Origin of the sequence: Devosia oryzisoli (assembly GCF_014837245.1) — a bacterium.
Taxonomy (GTDB): Bacteria; Pseudomonadota; Alphaproteobacteria; order Rhizobiales; family Devosiaceae; genus Devosia; species Devosia oryzisoli.
Map to the genome: position 1 here is coordinate 861,786 of NZ_JACYFU010000002.1, position 21,227 is coordinate 883,012.

The window sequence follows — 21,227 nt, forward strand, 5'->3', positions numbered from 1 at the left end:
GTTTGTGCTGGCGAACCACCTGGCTTTCACCTGCTGGATTCGTGCAACCCTCTGCTTGCGTCCGTTTTGGGCTCGGGCAGGAGGGCGTCTGCCAGGGTCATGCCGGCCCATGTCAGGCCTCCGCCGCCAAACCCGCCACGGGCGCGGCGCAGAGCCCGGTCCCTGCCGCGTTCGTTCCCGTCGCTGGCGGATCCGGAGCGGTGAAGCGGGACCGTGGGCGTTATCGCGCATTTCCCCGTCGGCGGCCCCTCTTCGAGCCGCAAACGCGCTCGATCGGGCCCGTCATGGACAAGCGGAGCCCGTCATCCCCGACAGGCGCCATCCAGCCCCTGGCGGCCTCGATTCAGGCCTCGCGCGTTCCCGCACGATCACATGATACTAGCCGCCGATTTTCGGCTGCGGCCATGTCTGGCTCGGTTACTGCAGCTTGCGTGTTGCCTCAACGATGCCCGAAACAGCACGATACATGCTGGTCGCGGTGTCACCGGTCACAATGGCACCCAGCAGCGGTGCTGCTACGCCGATGTCCCTTAACGCCTTCGCGTCGTCCGGCGAGACCTGAAGCTGACTGGGAACGATCACCGGGACGTCGACTGCTTCGACGATCGCGCGGTACTTCTGCAGATCAGCGTCGAGAACGGCTGTGCGATAGCGCTCGAACGGCATGATCGAGGCTTCGATGATGCAGCCCGGAATGGTGGCTATACGGGCGATATCTTCTGGCATGCTGGTGGACGAAAGCGCCGGCATCGGTCGGAGCTTGGACCCGAGCAGATGGGGCTGCATATGGTCGACATAGACATTGAAACCCTCAAACCCGAGGGCGTGCAGCATTTCCATTTCTTCGGCGGTCGGGACGGTCTCCTGCCCCGCCATCACCAGGAGAGGCACGCCGAGCTTGGCCAGCTCTTCGAAAAACGCTCGCTCATCCGCAAATGACCCGAAAGTGGTGCCGGTGGCGCGATGATAGGCGTTGAGATGCGTCTTGAGGGCGTAGGCGCCCCCATCCAGCGCCGCCTTGGCGAAATCGAGATCGTGCCGTGCCAGAGACACGATCACCGGAAAGCTGCCGTCGGTCAGCTTCTGATAAAGCGCGGTATCGGCGTACATCAGTTGATCCTCGCCCCACTCTTTGTATCGAAAAGATGCACGGCATTGAGGTCTGGCAGGATGTGGATGGTTTCGCCGGGGCGGGCGGCGACCCGTTCGCGGAACACGCCCACCACGGCGTGCTCGCCCAGCCTCATGGTGACCTGCGTTTCCGAGCCCATGGGTTCCACCAGCGACACCACGGCCGGCAGGCCGTCCGGCGTGAGAAGCAGATGCTCGGGCCGGAAGCCATAGCGTGCGGCGCCCGTGATGCCGATCCCCGTAGGCAGGGGCAGGCTGACACCAGCAGCGTTGAACCGGCTATCCGCGATCGTGCCACCCAACACGTTCATGGCCGGCGAACCGATGAACCCGGCCACGAACAAATTGGCCGGCCGGTCGTAAAGCTCCAGCGGGGCTCCGATCTGCTCGACCCTGCCAGCGTTCATCACCACGATGCGGTCCGCCATGGTCATGGCTTCGATCTGGTCATGGGTCACATAGACCGTCGTCACCCCGAGCCGCTGGTGGAGTCCCTTGATCTCGCCCCGCATCACGACGCGCAGCTTGGCATCAAGGTTGGAGAGGGGCTCGTCGAACAGGAATACCTGCGGATTGCGCACGATGGCGCGGCCCATGGCGACGCGCTGGCGCTGCCCGCCCGACAGCTGGCGCGGGTATCGCTCGAGAAGGTGGCTGAGGTCCAGGATATCGGCGGCCCACTTCACCCGCTCGGCAATCTCGGCTTTCGAGGCGCCGCGATGCTCGAGCGAAAAGCCCATGTTGGTGGCGACGGTCATGTGCGGATAAAGCGCGTAGTTCTGGAACACCATGGCAATGTCCCGGTCCTTGGGTTCAAGCTCGTTGACCACCCGGCCGCCAATGCGGATGTCGCCGGCGCTGATGGTCTCAAGGCCGGCGATCATGCGCAAAAGGGTGGACTTGCCGCAGCCCGAGGGACCGACCAGCACGATGAATTCACCGTCGGCAATATCGACGTCGATGCCATGCAGCACCTTGATGTCGCCATAGACCTTGCGGACGGCTTGGAGAGAAACGGGGGCCATGGATCAGCCTTTCAGACCGGTATGGGCGAGGCCTTCGACGAACTGCTTCTGCGCCACGATGAACACGATCAGCACCGGCACCGCTGTCATGGTCGCGGCTGCGAGCTGCACGTTCCACATTGCCCCACCATAGGCGTCCGTGAACTGCGTCAGCGCCTGGGGCAGGGTGAACATCTGCGTGGAAGACAGGAACACGATGGGCTCGAGATAAAGGTTCCAGGAGTGGAGGAAGGTGAAGATCGCCACCGCGCCCAAAGCTGGCTTGGCCAGTGGCAGGGCGATGATCCAGAAGATCTTGAAACGCCCCAGCCCATCCACCCGCGCGGCCTCTTCGAGCTCGCCCGGCAGCGCGATAAAGAACTGGCGCATCACGAACGTGGCGAAAACCGACGGCGCGCCGAAGATCGGCACGAGGATCAGCGGCCAATGCGTGTTGATCATGCCCCAGCGCAAAAACATCTGGAACAAGGGCACGATGGTGACTTCGGAAGGGATCAGGAGGCCGAGCAGCACCACCATGAAGATGGTGTTGCTGAAGGGAAACCGGATGCGGGCAAAGGCGTAGCCGGCCATGGACGAGACGACCATGGTGCCAGCGGTGACGAGGGCTGCGATATAGGCCGAATTCCAGTACTGCCGCGCGAAGGGCTGTAGCTCGAACACCCGGCTATAGGTCGAAAAGTCGAACCGGCGCGGCCAGAGGTCAGGCGGGAAGGCGAAGATGTCGCTGATCGGCTTCACCGATGAAGTGACCATCCACCAGGTGGGAAACACAAAGGGAATCAGCAGCACGCACATCAACCCGTAAAGGGCGACGCGCAGCCGGGGAGAAAGATCAGTTTTCATAGAAGACGATCCGCTTGCGCATCTGCCACTGGATAAAGGTGAGCACCGCGACGATCACGAAGAGCAGGATGGAGAGCGTCGAGCCATAGCCGAAGAAGTTGAACTGGAACGCCTGCTGGTAGAGGTAATAGACCAGCACTGTCGTTGATACGCCCGGTCCGCCCTTGGTCAGGATGGCGATCTGCGCGAACACCTGCAGCGACCCCACGATGGTGATGATCGAGGTCAGAAGGATAGTCGGCGAGATCATCGGCAGGGTGATGCGCCTGAACTGCTTGAAGCGGCTCGCGCCATCCACCCGCGCGGCCTCGTAAAGCTCCTTGGGCACGCCCTGGAGGGCCGCAAGGAACAGGATCATGTTGAGCCCGACATTCTTGAACACCTGCACGACCACCACCGAGATCATCGCCGTGGTGGGGGTGCGCAGCCAGTTGGGGCCTTCGATGCCGAAAACCTGCAGGATGCCGTTGATGCCGCCATTGGCCTGCAGCAGGAAACTCCACACGATGGTCCAGGCAACGAGGGACACGACCACCGGCGAAAAGAACAGGGTGCGGAAGACCACGATGCCCTTGAGCTTCTGGTCGAGCAGCACCGCAAGCAGCAGCGCCAGGCTCATGTTCACGACCACGAGGCCTGCCGAAAAGATCGCCGACGCCAGGAGCACCGGCGGCAGGTTCGGGTCGCGCAGCAGCATCTGGTAATTGGCGTCGCCCACGAAGGTGAAGGTGTTGGCGAGGACGTTCCATTCGTGCAGCGAATAATAGAACACGAGACCGAGCGGGATCAGCACGAAGGTGATGATCCCGATCAGCTGTGGCGCGATGAACAGGTAACCCGCCGCCGCATCCTTGCGGGCGATGGTCCAGAACGGTCGCTTTTGCTGTGAAATGTCTGACATCGCGGTTCCTGAATCTCCCTCCCCGCCGGGGAGGGAGCAATGGTGGTCGTCCGATCAGCGCGCCAGGAGCGGGCCGACGCTGTCGCAGACGGACTGCAGCACCGCAGTCACGTCCGCATCGGGCACCCAGAGCGCATCGAGCGAGGCCCGCACGGTCTGCTGGATCTGGGCAAAGTTGGTGTGGCCCGAGATCACCTGGCCATTGGTGATGCCGTTCACCACGACGGCCTCGATCTGCTCGGGCGTGAGCAGCGGGTTCGTGGTGCTCAGCGTTTCGGCGTTGAGCAGGCTGGCGCGGGCTGGCGGGAAGAACTGCGCCAGCTTCTGGCTGTTCTCCGGGTTGGTCATGTAGCCCAGGAACTCGACTGCCACGTCGGTGTTCGGGCGGTTGGCGAACGCGCCGATGGCGGCCTGACCGATGACGCTGTACTTGCCCGCTGGACCTTCCGGCAGCGGCACCAGATCCCAGTCAAACGGGTCTTCCTTGGGCAGCAGCGAGGCGCGCGAGATCTGCGTGATCGTCATGGCCGCGTCACCGGCGAAGAAGTCGACGTTCTCGCCAGGCCCCGGCAGCGCGCCGTCGACGAAGATGGCCCGGTGCAGCCGGGTCATCGCGTCCACCATGGGCTGTGCGGTGAAGGTGCACGTCTTGCCGTCTTCGCTCCAGGCATTGGCGCCCCAGCCGCGCCAGAAGGCGGTCAGGTTCTGCCAGGTCTGGAAGTTGAAGTCGCGGATGACAAGGCCTTCCTTGCCGTTGTCCGCGACGGCCTTGGCGGTGGCGAGGGCGTTGTCCCAGGTCCACTCACCCGCCTCGATCATCTCGGCGGGCGTCTTGGCGCCGGCTTCGCTGACGAGGTCGTTGTTCACGAACACCGCGAAGGGCGAGGTGGAGAACGGATAGGCGTAAAGCGTGCCGTCCTTGGTCCAGAGGGCACTGGCCGCATCGGTCACGTCGGCAAGATCGTAGCCCTCGGTGTTGGTGAAGGCGTCTGTCAGCGGCGCCAGGGCTCCGGAGTTGACGAAGTCGGCGGCGCTGGTTTCGAAAATCCAGGCGAGGTCCGGTGGATTGCCGCCGGCGATCTGGGTGGTCAGCGTGGTGACGTAGTTGTCATAAGGGAGCGGCTCGAACGTCACGGTGACGTTCGGATGCGTCTGCTTGAACCCGTCCGCAATTTCGTTGAACAGGGCCAGATGCGCCTCGTTGGCGCTCCAGATGGTCATGCGCAGGTTGACTGCGTCCTGCGCCCAGGAGACGCCACCCCAGGCGAGGGGCAGAAGGATGCCGGCTGTAGCCGCCGTGGCTTTGAGAGCTGAAAGTCTGGACATCGTTTCCTCCGTTGATGGTCCGATCAATAGCCGCGCACGTCCGGCCAGCGGGTTTCGATGCCGGCGTGGTAGAGCTGGGTTTGGAAAGTCTCGAGCTTGCCATCGTCCGCCTGCACCTGGTGGGGGGTGGCGCCGGTATTGAGGCAATGGGCGGCCAGCATGCCGGCCACTTCGCCCACGTTCCACTCCACCGGATGCAGGCGATAGCAGCCATTGGTGATGTGGGTAGTGCCCAAGTTCTTTCCGCCGGCCAGCAGGTTCTTGACGCGGCGCGGAAGGAGCGAGCCCAGAGGGATCTCGAACGGCGCCGATTCGACATCGACATAGTTGTCGCCACCCGTCGAGGGATGGAGGTCGATGCGGTACATGCCGATACCGACGCTGTCGCGGTAATGCTTTGAGAGGGCATTGCCATGCACGGTCATCGACACATCCTGTTCGACGATGCGAGTCACGGGCAGGATGCGGCGGCTCTCGCGGATATAGGGCGCCATGGCGAGGCCATGGTCGGTGCCGGTGACGTCGCCGCGCAGCCGCAGGCCGGGGAAGCCCTGACCGCCATCGAGGCGTGGTGCCTCGGTCTGCAGCCAGTAGAACACCGAATAGGAAAGATCGGCTGCCGCCTTGAGGTGGCGCGCCTTTTCCTCTTCCGACACGTCGATGATGGTGCCTTCCATGTAGTCTATCATCGGCCAGTTCACGAGGCAGATATCGGACTGGTAGCTGCCGGGCAGAAAATTGCGCCGGGCCGCGATGCGGCGGAAGGTCCAGAGATTGCCATCGCCCGGATTGCGACGCTGGTCGGCGTCGACCAGCAGCGGGTCGTCATCGGGATTGGGCGTGAAGGAGCGCTCGGTGATCTCCAGCGTGCGCGGATGCGGCGCCTTGAAGCCCAGCAGTGGCCCGCCCCAGAACTCGGGCTGGTACCGGCGCCAGAAGTCATAATTTTCCGGCTTGTCGATGGTCTGGTCGCCATCGACGTGATCGATGGCGAAACACACCGAGACGGCCTGCACGTTGTCCGGTTGTGCCTCGGCGGGCGCGCTGGGCTCACCCGTATCGGACTGGGATTCAAACCCCTTGGCGTATTCCGCGCCGGTCATGGGCAGAAGGTCGCCCAGTTCCGTAGCGTCAATGATGTAGGACGCCGAGCAGACAATCTCCCGCCCGCTGTCCCGATGCCGCAGCGTGACCGCGCGCACCGTGTCGCCATCCACATCGGCCGCCACCGGACGGTAGGGCTGCAACACCGTCAGTTTGCCGCCCGCGCGCCAGGGCGCGATCATGGCCTCAAGCACGGCAAGACCCACACGCGGTTCGGCGCAGAGCCGGCTCACCCAGCCGGCGCCAGGGTTGAGGTCACCCCAGCCGCGGCTCTCGGCGGTGAGCGGATAATGGTCGCGATAATATTGACGGATGCCGTTGCGCAGCTGGCGATAGGAGCGTGTGACGCCGAACTGTTCCACCCACGAATGCTCGTCCGGCGGCACGGCCTGGCTCGTCAGCTGTCCGCCGATCCAGTCGTATTCCTCGCTCATGATGACGGTACGGCCCGAGCGCAGCGCGCCAAGGGCTGCGGCAACGCCGCCCAGTCCGGCGCCAACGATGAGGATGTCTGCGTGAAGCTCTTTGGTCATGGAATCCGACTATTTTGAGAAGAAACGGGGCCAAGGGTGTCGCCCTCGACGATGGGGCAATCGAGCAGCACCTGCTCGACCGCAGCGCCGTTCTCCACCCGCCGCACCAGCATCTCGGTGGCGGCGCGGCCCATGGCCTCGCGGGGGATGGAGAAGGACGTGAAGCGCCGGCCGTGTTCCTCGGCGCGGATATGGTTGCCGAGCACCACGATCGAGAGATCGTCGGGCACAGAGAGCCCCCCCGCGCGCGCCGCTGCTTCCACGCCGATGGCATCAGCCAATTCCGTGAAAAATGCGCAGGTTGCGCCGGACTCGAGGATGGCTTCCAACGTTTCTGCCGGCACGCCGCCGACCGAAAAACGGGAATGGACCAAGGTTGCATCGCCCAAAGCCGGTTCGAATCCGCTCCAGCGATCGACAGTCGACTCTGCGCCTTGGTTGAGGCCGATATAGGCGATCTTGGAATGACCAAACTGGCGCGCACGATCAACCAGCGCACGGGTGCCGGTCACGTAGTCGCCGCCGACATAGGGTACGGGACCGCCGGCGTCATCGCGGCGACCGACGGCGACAAAGGGAAAGTCGCCGGCCACCAGCCGTGCCAGTTCTTCGCTCTCGAACTGCCGGCCAAGGATAATACATCCGTCGGCCAGACGGAGGCGGACGTTCTCGCCAAAGATGCGCCTTGGCGTACCCGCGCCGGTCAGCAACAACAGGTCATAGCCCAGATCCTGTGCCGCCTCTTCGATGCCCAAAAGGAAGGGCGTGAAGAAATCGGCCTGGGCCGAAGGGAATGCTGGCTCGTAGGTGAATACGCCCAATATCCGATTGAGGCCCTTGACCATGCGCCGCGCGATCGGATCGGCAACATAGCCAGTTTCCCGGATGACTTTCTGGACGCGCTCACGCGTCTCTTGGGGGATGCGCTTGGAATTGTCCGGCGAGCCGTTCAGCACGAAGGATACCGTCGCCTGGCTCACACCTGCCAGCTGCGCAATGTCCTTCTGCGTAAGGCGTTTATTCGCCATAAAGCACCACCACCAGATCTGCTAATTCGTATCAGCGCTAATGCGTATTAGCTTCGATATGCGTGGGGTGCAAGGGAAAGTTGCGTGCCGAGCGAGCCTGTCAATGGCGAGGCGGCGGGGATGCCAATTGCATGAGGGTCGAGGATATGGTCCGCCCCGACGCACTGCCGAGAACAACGGAGCCGTGGGGGCCCGAGCACGGCGCAATGGCCACCACAGTCATCAGCGTCGACAGCACCTTCGCCGCCCGATCGCGCTGGCAGAGGTCGCGGATCATCCCCGGCCAGCGCAGCGCCGGCGCTGGCCCCTAGGGAGTGCACCACCCGCCACACGATCAACTGGGTGCCGTCGCCCGACAAGGCGCCCTCCCCCGCCGAACCGATGACGAGCCGAGTATGCCGAGCAGGACCGGACCGCTCGGCCGAAGCGGTCGCTGACCCGACCGTCAGGTCCTGAACTCTCCTGGCGCGGAGCGGAAGTCTGGACGGGCAGGACCGGCCGCCGGGAAATGATCAGGAAACGATGCGCGCATTTCCCCGCCGGCCGGCCCTCTCCGAGCCGCAAACGCGCTCGATCGAGCCTGTCATGGACAAGCGGTGCCCGTCATCCACGACGCGGCATCCTTCGCCTGGCCCCGAGGCAGAGGCCTCAAGCGTTTCCGCCCGATAATATGGTCTCCGCAGGGCCGCCCCTTATCCCATGGCGCAGCGTGCAGGCCCGGCCTGCGATACGGCTGGCATCAACCGCTGGATTCACCAGGCGTAGCCGTATTCAGAAATGCCGGCAACGTCCCTCCCCCGCTCCTCGTCCGCGCCATTCTCGCGTTCCCGCCCCATCTGCTTGACAGGCCGCGCTGCGGCGCCCTAGGCCGCTTAGACGTTTAAGCAGGGTGTTTCATGGCCCGCAAGCCGCCCACCATCGTCGATGTCGCCAAGCGCGCCAGTGTCTCGGCTGCCACGGTCTCCTATGTGCTGAGCGGCCGCGAGGAGCTTTCGAGCCGCATCGCGCCCGACACCCAGGAGCGCATCCGGACCGCCATCGCCGAACTCGACTACACCGGCAGGCTGACCAGGCGACGGTCGCGCCCCGAACACCGGCCAGGGCAGCCAGTTCACCAGCATGACCTTCGCCGGCCTGTTGCGCGATAACGTCTTCGTCGAGCGGTTCAGGTGATCGATCAAGGACGAAGAGGTTTACCTGCGCGCATACGAAACCGTCGCCGACGCCCGCGGCGGCCTCGATCAGCCCCTAGCGGGCCTTCTACAACGGCCGGCCGCAGGCCCCACTCGAGTCGTAACCGAAACACGCCCGGCGCCGCCTACTATGATACGCTGATGCCAATCCCGGCAGCGGCCAGACAGAAATCCAGGTAGCGATGCCCCGATAGCTGTTCAGACGAACCGACCCACCTCTTTGAGCCAGATGCCGAAGATGTTGGACTTCTGACGAGCGACGCGGGTCTGAGTGGGACCGACCACCACGATGACGACCGATATGGTCCCTGCACGGTCGAGGCATCGGCACCAGCTGCCGGAAGGATCTGACCGAAGAGGGTTCTACCGTTCACTGTCACAGCTCGAGGTGATTTCCGAGTTATTGCTCGATACCTGCGTGACGAGGAGGACGAGGGCAGTCAGCATGGCAGCGGGAGGCGCTTCACCTCAGCCCTCCCGGCCCCATGACGGCCATGCTGAAGGTATCGGCGGGGACAAGGACCAGCAACAGGCCGAAGCGGATGGCGACGGCCAGCACCAGAAGCGCAAGGAGGCCGCGCAGTTGCTCGCCGCGCAAGTACTTGCCGGCCGAGGCGCCGAACTGAGCGCCCACCGTACCTCCGACCATTAGGCAGAAGGCGAGCAGGATATCGACGCTTTGGCTCTGGACGGCGTGCAGGATGGTGGTGGCGCCCATCATTGCCACCACCTGGGCGAGCGAGGTGCCGATGACGACGTTGCCGGGCACGCGCAGCAAGTAGACCAGCGCCGGTACCATGATGAAGCCGCCGCCGATGCCGAGGAGCGAGCCGACGAATCCGATGAAGAGGCCGATGATCAGCACCGGCAGCACGCTGATATAGAGGCGCGACTGCGCGTCGACCATCACCTTCTTTTATACCGAGGCCATCGTGCAGATCGACGCCTGGGGCGGCTGGCGGCAGGTGTGGCGCGACGGGGTTGCGGGCGAACGCGAGACGCAGGAAACGCGTGCCACGCCGCTGCAGACATTCCTCGCCGTGCGCAGCGGACAGATGAACAATCCTTCACCGGTGGAGAATGGCATCCGCTTCGCCCGGCTGTGGGACGCCATCAAGGCCTCCGCCGCGGCGGATGGCGCGCCTGTGGACCCGCAGATGGTGGGATAATTGGCAGGAGCCCGCCGGCCAAAAGTCCGGGGCAAGTCCGGCAGTCGCGATGGGAGGCTGGAGCTCGCCAGCCGAGACCGCGCGGCTGGTTCTGCGACGACGTTGTGTTGGCGAGAACAAGGCGGCCTCAGGAACGTAGCCGCCGCTGGGCCATTGCTTCCTCACAGGAGGATGCAAAGATGTCTCACGACCCTCGAGTTGATCTGAGCGAGCTATATTCGGTTTCGCCATGGGCTCACGAACAGGCGAATGCGTTTGACCGGCAGGAGCTGCGTGAAGCGTTGGAGCAAGTGTCGGGGCGTGCCGATGATCGCTTAAGCGTTGGCTCTTGGGTGCGGGCAATCAACCGCTGTCACTCGGACCTTTGGCGAGCTCTCGATGCGCAGGGGTGAAGCGCACGCAGCGGTTGCATCTCCTTTTCCGCCGTGGCTGAATGCTTCGGTTTGGGAGGTTCAGATGCAGGTGAACGTGTTCGTTTCCGAGGTGGAGCAGGACGGCACGCCCACGGCGATGCTGGTTCTGCCATTTGGACCTGAAGCGGTCATCCCTGAACATCTCCGCAAAGTTAAATGGCGGTACTTCGCCACCGCAGATGCAGATGATGCCCTCATCGGCTTGGGCCGTAGAGGAGTGGAGTCCGCACTTGCCACAGACGGATACGTGCTGACAACGCCAGTACAGCGGACCCGGTTAGCTTCGGCACCAGGCAGTCCTGACCACTGACCGAAAGTCACCAAGCGTTGCAGCCGTGTCACCATAGCCGCCTCGACAGGTGCTAAAGCGCCTTGTGTCTGAGGAGGTCTGCGATGGACGCACCCACGAAAGTCGAGACGAAGCCAAGAGCGAATCCCCTCCTGAGGGACAAGCCTTTCGATCCCTGGGAAGAAAAGTTTCGCTCGCACTTCGCGCCTTCAAGCGTGGAGCGTGCGAACACCGATCGAGCTAAATCGGACAATGATGGCCGCGATTGAACCAAGCGCTGTTACTCTGAATGCCGGACAGGCTGCTGCGCCACCACATTGTCTTTAGCCATGCAGGTCCTCATTGATGTGGAGAAGTTGAATGCGATGGATTCTGGTGAGGCCCTATTAAGACCCGATCGGTAGCGCTGCACGCTTCGGAGGCAGCAGCACATGACGACGTACAAGATCACGCACCTGTCCGGCCGTAGCGACCTGGTCGAGGATCCTCGGTCCCTGGAGGCTCTCACGGTGAAGCTCTGCCAGGAGGGCTTTCTGACACTGCGGGTGCGGTCCTCCGGATATTCGAACAGCACGAAGAGAATCAGCATCCTCGAGCGAGCTGTGGCGACAATCGAACCGCAGGACTAGCGGCCGATATTGGGCAAGCGTCCCTCCATGGCTCAATTGCCAGGCCTTGAAGGCTTAGATGCACGTGAACGTGTGCCACGGCCGATGCCGGCAGGCGACGTCCGGTTCAAGGACCGCCGGTGACGTCACTAGGCCCACTCGGTGCCCAGAATTTGCGGAGAGTTCAGACACTGTCCCCCGGTTCTGATCCGGGGTCATCTGGTGCACGATTGTGGCGCCGCTGCTGGGCCTCCCGGATTCGCTGCCCCAGGGCATTGACGTCAATGTCTTGGTCGTAGCGCGAGAAAGCTGCCGCCACCGCTTCGGGCGACAGCGGCTCTGACCCCTCGGTTGGCAGCGCCCGCGGTGGAGGCATGTCCTCGAAAACGAAGCCAGTGGCAGGTTTGGACGGCTGTGCCGCGGGCACCGCCGTCTCCTTCGTCGCTGCCGGCGCGGGAACATCTTCGAGGTCGCGCTCAACCTCGGGAACCAGCTCCGCACGGGCGACAGCCTTGCGCTTGTGCCCCGCCGCAGCGCGGGCATAGTGGGTGTGCGCCGTCCTGATCGAAGTGTGTCCGCAAAGGCGCGCGATCTCCTGCGGCGAAAGGCCGGCCCGGGCCCAGGTGGCGATGGCGATGTGCCGGAATGAGTACGGCGCGAGCGGGCGGATTTCGATGCGCTCGCAGGCCCGCCGCATCTGCTCGGCGATGCATTTTTCCCAAGCTCGAAACTGCCGGCGCGACATGCCGGGATCGATCAGGCTGATCAGAAGGCCAAGCCCGATCAGCACATCTCCATCAAGATCACCCAGGTATTGCGGGCGGCTGTCGGCTTGCCCGTCACGCCGCTTGGCGTTGGGCAGGATGAGGGTGGTTCCCACAAGTTCGGCCCCCATCAGTTCGACGGGACGGAAGCCGCTATGGCCGGCAACGAGGGTAAACAACGCCGCCAGCACCGCATTCATATTTCCCCATCTGGTGCCATGGCGCTTGAGCTCGGCAAAGAGGGCCGCCGCTTCTTCTTCGGTCGCATCCTCCACCTTCCTTTTTTTGCCGCCCCCGGTCCTGTCGCTGCCCCTTGGTGGCTTTCGCTTGCGGGCCGTCAGAGCGGCATCGAGCAAAGCCCACACATCCTCGAATGCCGGGGGCGTGCCGTTTCGGCGCAAGAGCACCTTCACGATGCGCCGCAGGACGCCGCGATAGACAGGAAGCGAAGACGGATCGAGCGGTCCCCCTGCCTTTTGCTGCTCAACCAGGGCCTCTACCGGATCGTGTTCAGGAAAGGCCGCAAGCGCACTCTTCAGCATGGCGCGGCCCTCTCGATAGTAGAAGGCGTTGGTGCTCATTTGTGCGGGCCCTGACGGGGGCGGTGGGATTCTGGCCATCCCCAGCTCCTTGCCGAAGTTATGGGCAAGAATAGCCGTCGGTTTTGCATTAGTCCACGGTTTTTGCATGAAGAACGGGCTGTTTTTTTCTCGTTTGCGCCAGGCCGGCCCGCGGGCGAAGAGGCTATCGGCGTCAGCAGGCATTCGGCGCGCCCCCTCCCTCCTCTACTTTGGAGCGTTCACGCTGGGCGGGACTCAAGCGGCCTCATACTGACTCGGGCGGTCACGACTTGACTCGACTTCACTCGAAATGACTCAGTCCCCGGCGCGCGATCGTGATAGAGGGCCACTCCTGCCTTCTGGGCGGGACAGGACAAGCACCACCCGGAGCTGACCGTTGTTGATCATCGATACCCCTCCGCTCGTTTGCGTTCATATTTCCGAACTGCCGGAGCGCCTGGTGCGGCCGCATCACTTGCTGGTCGCCGTCATTACGGAAGAGGAAGGGTATTCCGCGAGCATCGACCTTGCGGTCGTCAGGGAGCAATCCCGTCCGGCTGCGCGGACGTACACGGCGCTGCGCTCGAGCCAATTCTATCGCGACTGGCTCGTCGTCTGGGGGAGCAGGCGGGAATTTGGCGAGCGCGGGTTCGTGGCGCAGCCCGGACAGGTCTTGGCCACCCTGGTGGCTGACGGAGAGCACATCGTGAGCCGCAGGCAGGCGAGACGGGGAACATATCCGTACAGCACGCTCGAAAAGGTCGTGCAGTCGGTCCTGGCCGCACACCTCTACAAGTGCAGCCGCCTGCTTGGCGGCGCCATTGCCGCCAACGAGGGCCCTGCGCGGGGCGAGCCCGGCGCTGCCAGCGTCATCACCAGCCTGCTCCTCCCCCTCAAGACGGTTCTCCGCTCAGGCAAGCGGACCAAGGCACAAGACTGGGCCAGCAACCTCTATGACGAGCTGCGCAACGATATTGGCCCGCCCTTCATTCGCGCCCTTTATGGGGAGAAACCGAGAACAGTCGAGCTGGACGTGGGAGCCCGCTGGTTCGCGCGGGGGATGGAACTGGCAAACCGGCATCCGCTTCATGAAGATGTCGAGCATCAGCTGCCTGAGATCGCCGACGAGCTGACCTTGCTCGACACGATGGTGAGCCTGCGTATGCGGGTCGCGCGAATGGCCAGCGGCGAAAGAGCAATCAACGCCGCCTGGGACGACGCCGAGGTGATCCCGTTCGAGCTTGCCGAGCCCGTATTGTGGGAAAGCGATGCGATGGAACGGCCGGGTCTGCAGGAGATGACCGAGGTCGCGTATCGGTATGACTTCGATGTCTCTCAGCTCTACCCCGAGCAGGGTTACCTGCGTCCTCATTTTCTGGCTGCGGCGGCGGTGGGAAAGCATGAACGCAGGGGCGAGTTCGATGAAGATCCGTCAGCCCACTGGGGCCTGCTCGGCCTGATCGAGAAGACGGACGACGGCGGAATGGAGCGCGAACTCGCCGAGGCTCGCGCCTTTCTGCGCACTCGGCTTGGGGCAGATTTGCAGCAATGGGTGCTGCGCAAGGAGCCCGGACCCATCCTGAGACCCCTCGACATTCTCAGGGTGAGGCAGTTCAGACAAGACCAGGAAAAGGCAGGGGGCTGAGCCAGGCTCAGCCCCCTTTCCGGCCGAATGTCATTGCGCGGGCAAGGCGGAGAAGGTCGGACCAGTTCTCCTGATAACGGCCGGCCTCCCCCTTTTCCCTGGCCGTCGCGGTGGCCCGGAGCTCAGCCTTCCGTTCCCGCCGGACGATGATCTCCGCAAGATCGCCGGCGGAAAGCGCAATGGGCAATCGACCCAGACTGTTGGGCAGAGCCTCGGGCATGCGGTCCACCAGCCCTTCGATGATCCGTCTGCGAAATTGCTCGGCGCTCGGGACGCTATGCAGCCGGCTGCTGCTGCCGACCCAGGCGAAAGTGTTCCACCACCTGCTGCTTCATGGTGTCGATGAAAATCATCATCGCAGTGCGCAACGCGTCGGCGATGAATTCATCACCACCGGCATACGGCGCCAGCTCGGCATCGCTCATCTCGGTAAAGGCGAGCGGATCGCGCTTGCTGGCGACATAGGCGCTGATGACGCTCGGCTGCAGGCGCGGCATGATCATCATGCCGTGCTTGTCGATGCGTGGCCCGATGAAGCTGGTCCACTCCTCGGAACGCTCGATTTCGCCCGCGGCAAGGTACTCACCGGTGTCGCAGCGGCAGAACAGGATCTTGGCGCCCGGGACGGCCAGTTCGGCGCGACGACCGGTGCGATAAGCCCCCTTCACCGACTCCATGTTCGGGTAGAACGGAATGACGAAGCAGGTCTCGCGCCCGGCCGCGCTCATGCGCTTGGCCATGTTCATGCGCACCATGCCTTCGAGGACGCGGCCATCGAGATTGGCGCCGATGTCAGCCACGGTGAGCTGCTCGGGGGGACCGATCAAAGCCCGGAACAGCGGCGTCAGCGCCATGTTCTCGGACTGATCATTCTGCTGGATCTTATCGAGGCCTGGCAATTGCGTGGACGAGGTGATCTCGGGGAACAACAGCACCAGTTCCTCGCGCTGCTCCACCTCGACCACCTTGATGATGGCTCCCAGGCCACGGGCGATCACGATGATCTGGGCGGCGCACATGCTTTTACAGTTCCCGCCGCGCTCCATAATCACCAGGATGTTGTGGTAGGCGGTCGAGAACATCAGAGACTTGTCTTTGCTCATGTCAGATTCCTTTCATCTGCTCGAGGACAGCCGCGATGCCGGCTGCTTGATCCAGACTGCCGTCTCCCGATGTCCCGGACTCCCCTTTCATTGGATTTTCGCGCCCTGGACCGCGACCGGCAGGCGGAACGCCGGCTGGAGACGCTTCCTTGACACGGGGTTTGAGGGTTTGCTCGGGGCGGGCTGCGCGGCGTTCGCGGGCGACGATCCCGCGCAGCGTGTCGGCGCTTATGGCCGCCCGGCTCTCGGATTTGAGGGCGACGTTGATCGGGTGCGCGATCTGGCTCCAGGAGGCGCCGCACTGGCGCAGGTCGACAATGAGGTCGAGACAGTGCCGGATGGCAAAGGCGGTCGGCGTGGGCCCGAGCGGACCCCGGAGCCTTTTTCGGAAGCGATTGCGGAGCTGGGTTGCCGTCTTCATGAGGGAGTTGTGGCGGCTGAGGACAACCGCCACTACCCTTTCATTGAGAATGCCCATTCCGTCCGGCATGAATGGCGGCCGGCGGCGAAAGGGTCATGTGGAGACCGAACCTGCATCGGGCGCTGCGCAGAGCATGCTCCGTGACGGCGCCAGTCTGTGCGCGGTGATGCGCCCCGGAAACACCTGCGGCCGGCCGTCCACCGGGGAGGGTTGGATGCGGGACGGCCGCAATCGCCGTTCAGCAAGCCTCACATACACAAGGCGAGGGAGTTCCCGTTTCCGGCCCCGGAACAACCCCGCGAATTACCCCAGCGCACCCGGTAGCGCTCTGCCTCCGTGACGTAGCCCGTCGCGACAACGAGGTCCGAGAACTCGGCATTGGTCACCGCAGTTTCGCACAGCCGAAACGGTCTGAGGTCTACCTGCCGCACCGGGCCTTCTCCATCCAGCGGCAGGAGCGGAGATTTAGTTCCTACTTCTGTGTGACCGCCAGGTATCAACACAGATGACGGCGCGGGCGCCATCCAGATCGCCCTCGTCCTGCCGCAGCAGCGCGTCGGCGACCCACCAGCGATAGGGGTTCTGCGGCAGGCGGGCGCCCTCGCCAAGTTCGGCGCTCGCCAGCAGATGCCGACGTGCCGCCTCCAAATCGTTTTGTTCGCGCAGCACCAAGGCGAGGCCGGTGTGGATGTCCGCCGTGCCGCGAAGGACAGGGCTGCGCTGCGCCGCCGAGACCTCAAGCGCATACTCGAAGATGTGCGCCGCCTCGCGCAGCCGGCCGAGCGCCAGGTTGATGTCGCCCAGCGCGATGGAGGCCCCGAGCGTGTCGGCAACGTGCCCCGCGCGCATGAGACCGTCCCGCCCTTCGGTCCACCTGGCGCGCGCCAGCTCGAGCTTGCCCTCCGACCAGTAGGCGATGCCGAGCAGCGACGCCGCCGCCGCGCGCGCCAGGTGGTCGTCCGGCGGTGCGAGCTCCAGCACGCGTTCGGCATGGCGAACACCCGCCGCCATGTCGCCGCGAACCTGCGAGAGAGCCGCCCGGTAGAGTTCGACGAGCCCCGGCACTCGCGGCAACTGCGCCAGGTCGGCCACGGCGATGCCCTCCGGCATCGTGTCCCCCGCCGCGGTGATCGCCGCAAAGCCGCGCTCGACCTCCCGCAACCTCTCCTCCAGCCCCTCGAACTCGCCGACCGAGGCAAGGACGCCAGCAAGCCCGATCCCGAGGACAGGTCGCCTCCGCACTGCGGCATCCGGAAGCGTGCCCATCCAGGTGCGGATGGTGAGCTCCTGGCGCATCCTCTGCATGCCGAAGATGGCAAGCTCGATCAGCTCCGCCGCACGTTCGAAGTCCTCGGCAGCAAGCGCATGGCGGACGGCCTCTGTCCGCTCGCCCCGAGCCTCGTACCAGTCGCTGGCCCGCCGGTGCAGTGCGCGCAGACGGTCGCGCGCTGCCGCGTCGAGCTGGGTCTCGAGCACATCGGCGAACAGGTGATGGTACCTGTACCATTCGCACCGCTCGTCGAGCGGCACCAGGAACAGGTTTGCGCGATAGAGCACATCAAGCGTCTCGCGGCTTCCACTCCGCCCGGTGACGGCATCGCACAGCGGTCCACTCAACCGGTCGAGAAAGCACGTCTCGAGCAGGAACTCCCGGACAGTCTCTGGCTGGCGCTGCAACACCTCCTCGACCAGGTAGTCGAAGACATAGCGATCGGTCCCGGCAAACTCGGCGATGAAACCCGCGACATCCTCCCGCCCCTCCATCGAGAGAGCGGCGAGCTGGATGGCGGCGATCCAGCCCTCCGTCCAGTCGGGGGCGTACGGCGATCATGTGCGCCGAGGCCGTGTGGTGGCGATGCCACCGGCGCATCATCGCGGACCATCTGCTGGCGCGCGGTTTTGCGGTCTTCCACATCATGGGCCAGGACAACGTTCCACTGGCCACCCTCACGCCGGGCGCCGCCTGCCGTGACGGCAAGGTCACCTATCCCGCAGCGGACGGGTGACGAGACCCTCTCTGGTTGCGAGAGTCGTCGGCCCACCTTGATGCCGGGCTCAGCCCTCCTTTTCCCAGAAGGCCGGCTCCGGTGAACGCGCCATGATTTCAAGAATCTGGGCGCGCGGAATGACGCCGCAGCGATTGGCCCATTCGTCGTAGAGCGCCGCTAATTCCGCTACCCGGTCAGGCTGATCCGCTGCGAGGTCGTGAAGTTCGGTGCGGTCGGTCTGCATGTCGTAAAGCTCCCACGCGCCAGGATAGTTGCGCACCAGCTTCCAGCGGCCGTGGCGGACGGCGGCGTTGCCCTCATGCTCCCAGAAGAGGGGCTTGCGCGTCACATCCGGATCGGTGAAGGACGGCACGAGGCTCACCCCTTCGCAGGCCGGGATCGCCTGGCCATTGCGGGCGTCCGGGTAGTGGCTGCCGGTGGCCTCGACAATGGTGGCCATGAGATCGGGCAACTGCCCCGGCGTGTGGCGGATGCCGCCTTTTTCCGCGATGCCGTTCGGCCAGTGGATGATGAGCGGGGTTGCGATGCCCCCCTCATGCGTCCAGTGCTTATAGAAGCGGAATGGGGTGTTGGAGAGGTTGGCCCAGGCCTGGCCGTAACTTTGGTAGGTGTCCTCGGCCCCCGGCATCATATCCGGGTAATTGCCGATGCGGACCTGGCGGCCGTCGCGCGTACGGTACTGGGCGATCATCAGCTTCTCGACCAGTTGCCGGGGGTCGACGCCTGGCGGAATGTCCTCCGCGCACCCGCCATTGTCCGAGAGGAAGACGATCATCGTGTCGTCCAACTGCCCGGTTTCCTCGAGCGAGGCGAGGATGCGACCGATGCCCTGGTCCATGCGGTCGATCTGGGCCGCATAGACTTCCATGCACCGGATCAGCCACGCTTTCTCCTCGGCATCCTCGAATGCGGGCTGGGTGGGATCGCGAGGCGAGAGCTGCCAGGATTTGTCGAGGATGCCGGCCCGCACGAGGCGTTCGAGCCGCTGCTCGCGCAGCGTGTCCCAGCCGGCGTCGAAGCGGCCCCTGTATCGGGCGATGTCCTCGTCGTGGGCATGCAGCGGCCAGTGCGGCGCGGTATAGGCCACGTACATGAAGAAGGGATCCTGGCCGCCCTGCTGATCATGCCGCCGGACATAGTCGACAGCCTCGTCGCTGATCGCGTCGGTGTAAAAGAAGTTCGGATTATCGAGGGCTTCGCGATCGGCGCTGGAATTACCGCGGGTCAGGGTGCTGGGATGGTAGAAGCTGCCGGCCCCGATGATGGTGCCGAAGAACTCATCAAACCCGCGCTGCATGGGCCAGGCGGAAGTCGGCTGGGTGAGATTGGACGCGATGTGCCACTTGCCGCTCATATAGGTGCGGTAGCCATTGGCCTTGAGCACCTCGGGGATGGTCACGCACTGCTCAGTGAGATTGCCGGTATAGCCCTCCGGACCCATGTCGTAGGTCAGCACGCCGATGCCCGTCTGGTGCGGATGAAGGCCGGTCAGCAGGGAGGCGCGGGAGGGGCTGCAGCGGGCCGTGTTGTAGAACTGCGAATAGCGCAGGCCATTGGCGGCAAGCCGGTCCAGATTGGGTGTCTGCACCTCGCCGCCATAGCACCCGATGTCGGAATATCCCATGTCATCGTTGAGGATGACGATCACGTTCGGCTTGTTCATAGGCCCCCTCATCAATCACGGGTTGCGTCGAGCGCAAGGTTTCGTCCCGCCAGTTGACGGAGGCGCAGTGTCTGGCTGTAGGCCCCAGCCGTGGCGGTGAAGTCGCGGGCCTCTGCATGGGCATCGGGCGGCGCCACGCCATCGGCCAGCAGATCGCCAAGGGCACGGCCGACCATGGTCGGGGGCTTCTCGATCCCGAGGACGCTGAGGATGGTGGGCGTGATGTCGACGATGCCGCCTGCCGTGTCGGAGCGGTAGCGCTCCTTGAAGGCAGGGCCGGCGGCAAAGCAGATGTTGGTCAGTTCTTCGTTATGCAGCCCGCCATGCGTCGATCCCCGGCCGGTCGGGTCAAGAGCGCGGCCGAACGGAAACTCGTCAGGCGCGGCGGCTAGCCGGCGCAGGGTGAAGAACAGGTCCGGGGCGCGTGGGTGGTCGATCGATGCCAGGGCAGTGGACAAGGTGCCGGGGACGACGCCATTGACGCCGTCGAGATCGGCGGTGAACAGATTGCCGATCCAGTCCTGCCGCTGCATCCACTCCACCACGTCGAACAACACCTGGCGCGGCTGGTCGCGCAGATACAGGCCGCCGCTGCCGAACGGCAGCAGCACGGCGCCCTCGCCGGCCACATCCGTGGTGACCGGCAGGCCGGCCGACTTCATCAATTCTCCCACCGGATAGCCGCCGACGGTTTCCACGTGGCCGTGATCAGACATGATGATGAGATTGAGATCATCCTTGTCCGCCAGCGACCGCCACCAGGCCACAACGTCGCCCACAAGCGTGTCGATGTGCTGGAAGGCAGCCCTGGACACCGGCCCGCGCAGGCCGTCGACATGCAGCGACTTGTCAGGCTCGTCGGACCAGATGAGGCCGACCTGAGGCTTCAGTCCGGGATAGAGGACGGTGCGGAAGGCGTCGAAGGCGAAACGACTGCGGGCGTGGCTGATGCCCTTGGTATCGGGCATGTCACCCATTCCTGCGGAGACCAGCCGCGCGGCTTCGGCCGTGCTGTGGGGATAGCCGGCCATGGAAATATGCTCCTGGCCAATGCGATCGCCCCGGTAGTTGAGCAGCCACGGCGCGCCCGACATGCCGCAGTGCACCAGGGCGAACTGTCGTTCGGCGTCGCGCAGCGCCTGCCCAATTGTGGTCGCCGTTATCAGGCGGCCCGCGGCATCGGCGCGACTGACATCGGCATGGTCGCCAAGATCGATGAACTGGTCCGGCAATAGGGTCGGGTCGAAAATCTTGTTGAAGTGGACGCCATGGTGTTTGGGCGTCGAGCCGCTGGTGAAGCTGGTCTTGTTGACGCGAGTATGGGTAGGAAACTGCGCCTTGGATAGTTTGAGGGAAGCCCCCCGGTCCCGGAAATCGGCGAGGTTGGGCATATCCCGACCGGTGACCAGATCAGGACGCAAACCGTCCAGAACAAGTACGAGAAAGCGGCTGTCGCCCATGGTTGTCATCCTTTTTGGCGCACTGGCCGGCGGCAC

19 protein-coding genes and 2 pseudogenes are annotated in these 21,227 nt (G+C 64.2%); 5 read left to right on the top strand and 16 right to left on the bottom strand.

The window, feature by feature from the left end:
- Positions 1–417: 417 nt before the first annotated feature.
- Genes IC608_RS10720 through IC608_RS10750 form a run of 7 tightly spaced genes read right to left on the bottom strand, consistent with a single transcriptional unit; the run spans position 418 to position 7,894 of the window.
- Positions 418–1,110, bottom strand: coding sequence for an alpha/beta hydrolase (locus IC608_RS10720; protein ID WP_191775176.1), 693 nt, complete (start codon positions 1,108–1,110; stop codon positions 418–420).
- Complete coding sequence (locus tag IC608_RS10725) at positions 1,110–2,156, bottom strand: ABC transporter ATP-binding protein (protein WP_191775178.1); 1,047 nt, start codon at positions 2,154–2,156, stop codon at positions 1,110–1,112. The genes IC608_RS10720 and IC608_RS10725 overlap by 1 nt, the downstream gene beginning before the upstream one ends.
- A gap of 3 nt (positions 2,157–2,159) precedes the next feature.
- The gene (locus tag IC608_RS10730) at positions 2,160–3,002 is read right to left on the bottom strand and encodes a carbohydrate ABC transporter permease (RefSeq protein ID WP_191775180.1); all 843 of its coding nucleotides are present in this window, start codon (positions 3,000–3,002) and stop codon (positions 2,160–2,162) included.
- Positions 2,992–3,903, bottom strand: a complete 912-nt coding sequence (locus IC608_RS10735) for a carbohydrate ABC transporter permease (protein ID WP_191775182.1) — start codon at positions 3,901–3,903, stop codon at positions 2,992–2,994. The genes IC608_RS10730 and IC608_RS10735 overlap by 11 nt, the downstream gene beginning before the upstream one ends.
- Positions 3,904–3,957: 54 nt before the next feature.
- Positions 3,958–5,229 (bottom strand): ABC transporter substrate-binding protein, encoded by a 1,272-nt coding sequence (locus IC608_RS10740; RefSeq protein WP_191775184.1) that lies wholly within the window; start codon positions 5,227–5,229, stop codon positions 3,958–3,960.
- A 23-nt stretch (positions 5,230–5,252) separates the two neighbouring features.
- Entirely contained in the window at positions 5,253–6,866 is a 1,614-nt protein-coding gene (locus tag IC608_RS10745) for an FAD-dependent oxidoreductase (protein WP_191775186.1), read from the bottom strand.
- Positions 6,863–7,894, bottom strand: coding sequence for a LacI family DNA-binding transcriptional regulator (locus IC608_RS10750; RefSeq protein WP_191775188.1), 1,032 nt, complete (start codon positions 7,892–7,894; stop codon positions 6,863–6,865). The genes IC608_RS10745 and IC608_RS10750 overlap by 4 nt, the downstream gene beginning before the upstream one ends.
- Positions 7,895–8,790: 896 nt before the next feature.
- Between IC608_RS10750 and IC608_RS10755 the strand changes: the two genes are divergently transcribed.
- Positions 8,791–9,042, top strand: coding sequence for a LacI family DNA-binding transcriptional regulator (locus IC608_RS10755; protein ID WP_191775190.1), 252 nt, complete (start codon positions 8,791–8,793; stop codon positions 9,040–9,042).
- Between the two features lie 508 nt (positions 9,043–9,550).
- Here the strand turns inward: IC608_RS10755 and IC608_RS10760 are convergent.
- A complete protein-coding gene (locus tag IC608_RS10760) occupies positions 9,551–9,994 on the bottom strand; it encodes a TSUP family transporter (protein WP_191775192.1) in 444 nt (147 codons plus the stop codon).
- Here IC608_RS10760 and IC608_RS10765 point away from each other — a divergent pair.
- Positions 9,981–10,256: pseudogene (locus IC608_RS10765) on the top strand (gfo/Idh/MocA family oxidoreductase); the annotation flags it as partial. The gene IC608_RS10760 and the pseudogene IC608_RS10765 sit on opposite strands and share 14 nt — an antisense overlap.
- 1,133 nt (positions 10,257–11,389) lie before the next feature.
- On the top strand, positions 11,390–11,587 hold the full coding sequence (locus IC608_RS10770; RefSeq protein WP_191775195.1) for a hypothetical protein: 198 nt from the start codon (positions 11,390–11,392) through the stop codon (positions 11,585–11,587).
- Positions 11,588–11,750: 163 nt separating this feature from the next.
- Here IC608_RS10770 and IC608_RS10775 read toward each other — a convergent pair whose 3' ends face one another.
- Positions 11,751–12,911: a site-specific integrase gene (locus tag IC608_RS10775; protein ID WP_191775197.1), complete on the bottom strand. Its 1,161-nt coding sequence runs from the start codon at positions 12,909–12,911 to the stop codon at positions 11,751–11,753.
- Positions 12,912–13,365: 454 nt separating this feature from the next.
- Here IC608_RS10775 and IC608_RS10780 point away from each other — a divergent pair, with 454 nt between their 5' ends.
- The gene (locus tag IC608_RS10780) at positions 13,366–14,535 is read left to right on the top strand and encodes a hypothetical protein (RefSeq protein WP_191775199.1); all 1,170 of its coding nucleotides are present in this window, start codon (positions 13,366–13,368) and stop codon (positions 14,533–14,535) included.
- 7 nt (positions 14,536–14,542) lie between these two features.
- Here the strand turns inward: IC608_RS10780 and IC608_RS10785 are convergent, their stop codons facing one another.
- The 5 genes from IC608_RS10785 to IC608_RS10805 all read right to left on the bottom strand — a co-directional run bounded on the left by IC608_RS10785 (position 14,543) and on the right by IC608_RS10805 (position 17,823).
- Positions 14,543–14,755 carry a hypothetical protein gene (locus tag IC608_RS10785; RefSeq protein ID WP_191775201.1) on the bottom strand — a complete coding sequence of 71 codons (213 nt, stop codon included), beginning with the start codon at positions 14,753–14,755 and terminating at the stop codon, positions 14,543–14,545.
- Positions 14,756–14,810: 55 nt separating this feature from the next.
- On the bottom strand, positions 14,811–15,638 hold the full coding sequence (locus IC608_RS10790) for a glutathione S-transferase family protein (RefSeq protein ID WP_191775202.1): 828 nt from the start codon (positions 15,636–15,638) through the stop codon (positions 14,811–14,813).
- A 1-nt stretch (position 15,639) separates the two neighbouring features.
- Complete coding sequence (locus tag IC608_RS10795) at positions 15,640–16,128, bottom strand: hypothetical protein (protein ID WP_191775203.1); 489 nt, start codon at positions 16,126–16,128, stop codon at positions 15,640–15,642.
- Between the two features lie 179 nt (positions 16,129–16,307).
- A complete protein-coding gene (locus IC608_RS10800) occupies positions 16,308–16,583 on the bottom strand; it encodes an SUMF1/EgtB/PvdO family nonheme iron enzyme (RefSeq protein ID WP_191775207.1) in 276 nt (91 codons plus the stop codon).
- Positions 16,525–17,823 (bottom strand): winged helix-turn-helix domain-containing protein, encoded by a 1,299-nt coding sequence (locus tag IC608_RS10805; RefSeq protein WP_191775209.1) that lies wholly within the window; start codon positions 17,821–17,823, stop codon positions 16,525–16,527. Before IC608_RS10805 ends, IC608_RS10800 begins: the two co-directional genes overlap by 59 nt.
- Before the next feature lie 44 nt (positions 17,824–17,867).
- Here IC608_RS10805 and IC608_RS10810 point away from each other — a divergent pair.
- Positions 17,868–18,065, top strand: a pseudogene (locus IC608_RS10810) (DUF488 family protein); the annotation flags it as partial.
- A 49-nt stretch (positions 18,066–18,114) separates the two neighbouring features.
- Here the strand turns inward: IC608_RS10810 and IC608_RS10815 are convergent.
- Together IC608_RS10815 and IC608_RS10820 are read right to left on the bottom strand one after the other, a co-directional pair.
- Positions 18,115–19,731 (bottom strand): arylsulfatase, encoded by a 1,617-nt coding sequence (locus IC608_RS10815; RefSeq protein WP_191775214.1) that lies wholly within the window; start codon positions 19,729–19,731, stop codon positions 18,115–18,117.
- Between the two features lie 11 nt (positions 19,732–19,742).
- A complete protein-coding gene (locus IC608_RS10820; RefSeq protein ID WP_191775216.1) occupies positions 19,743–21,191 on the bottom strand; it encodes an alkaline phosphatase family protein in 1,449 nt (482 codons plus the stop codon).
- Positions 21,192–21,227: the final 36 nt, after the last annotated feature.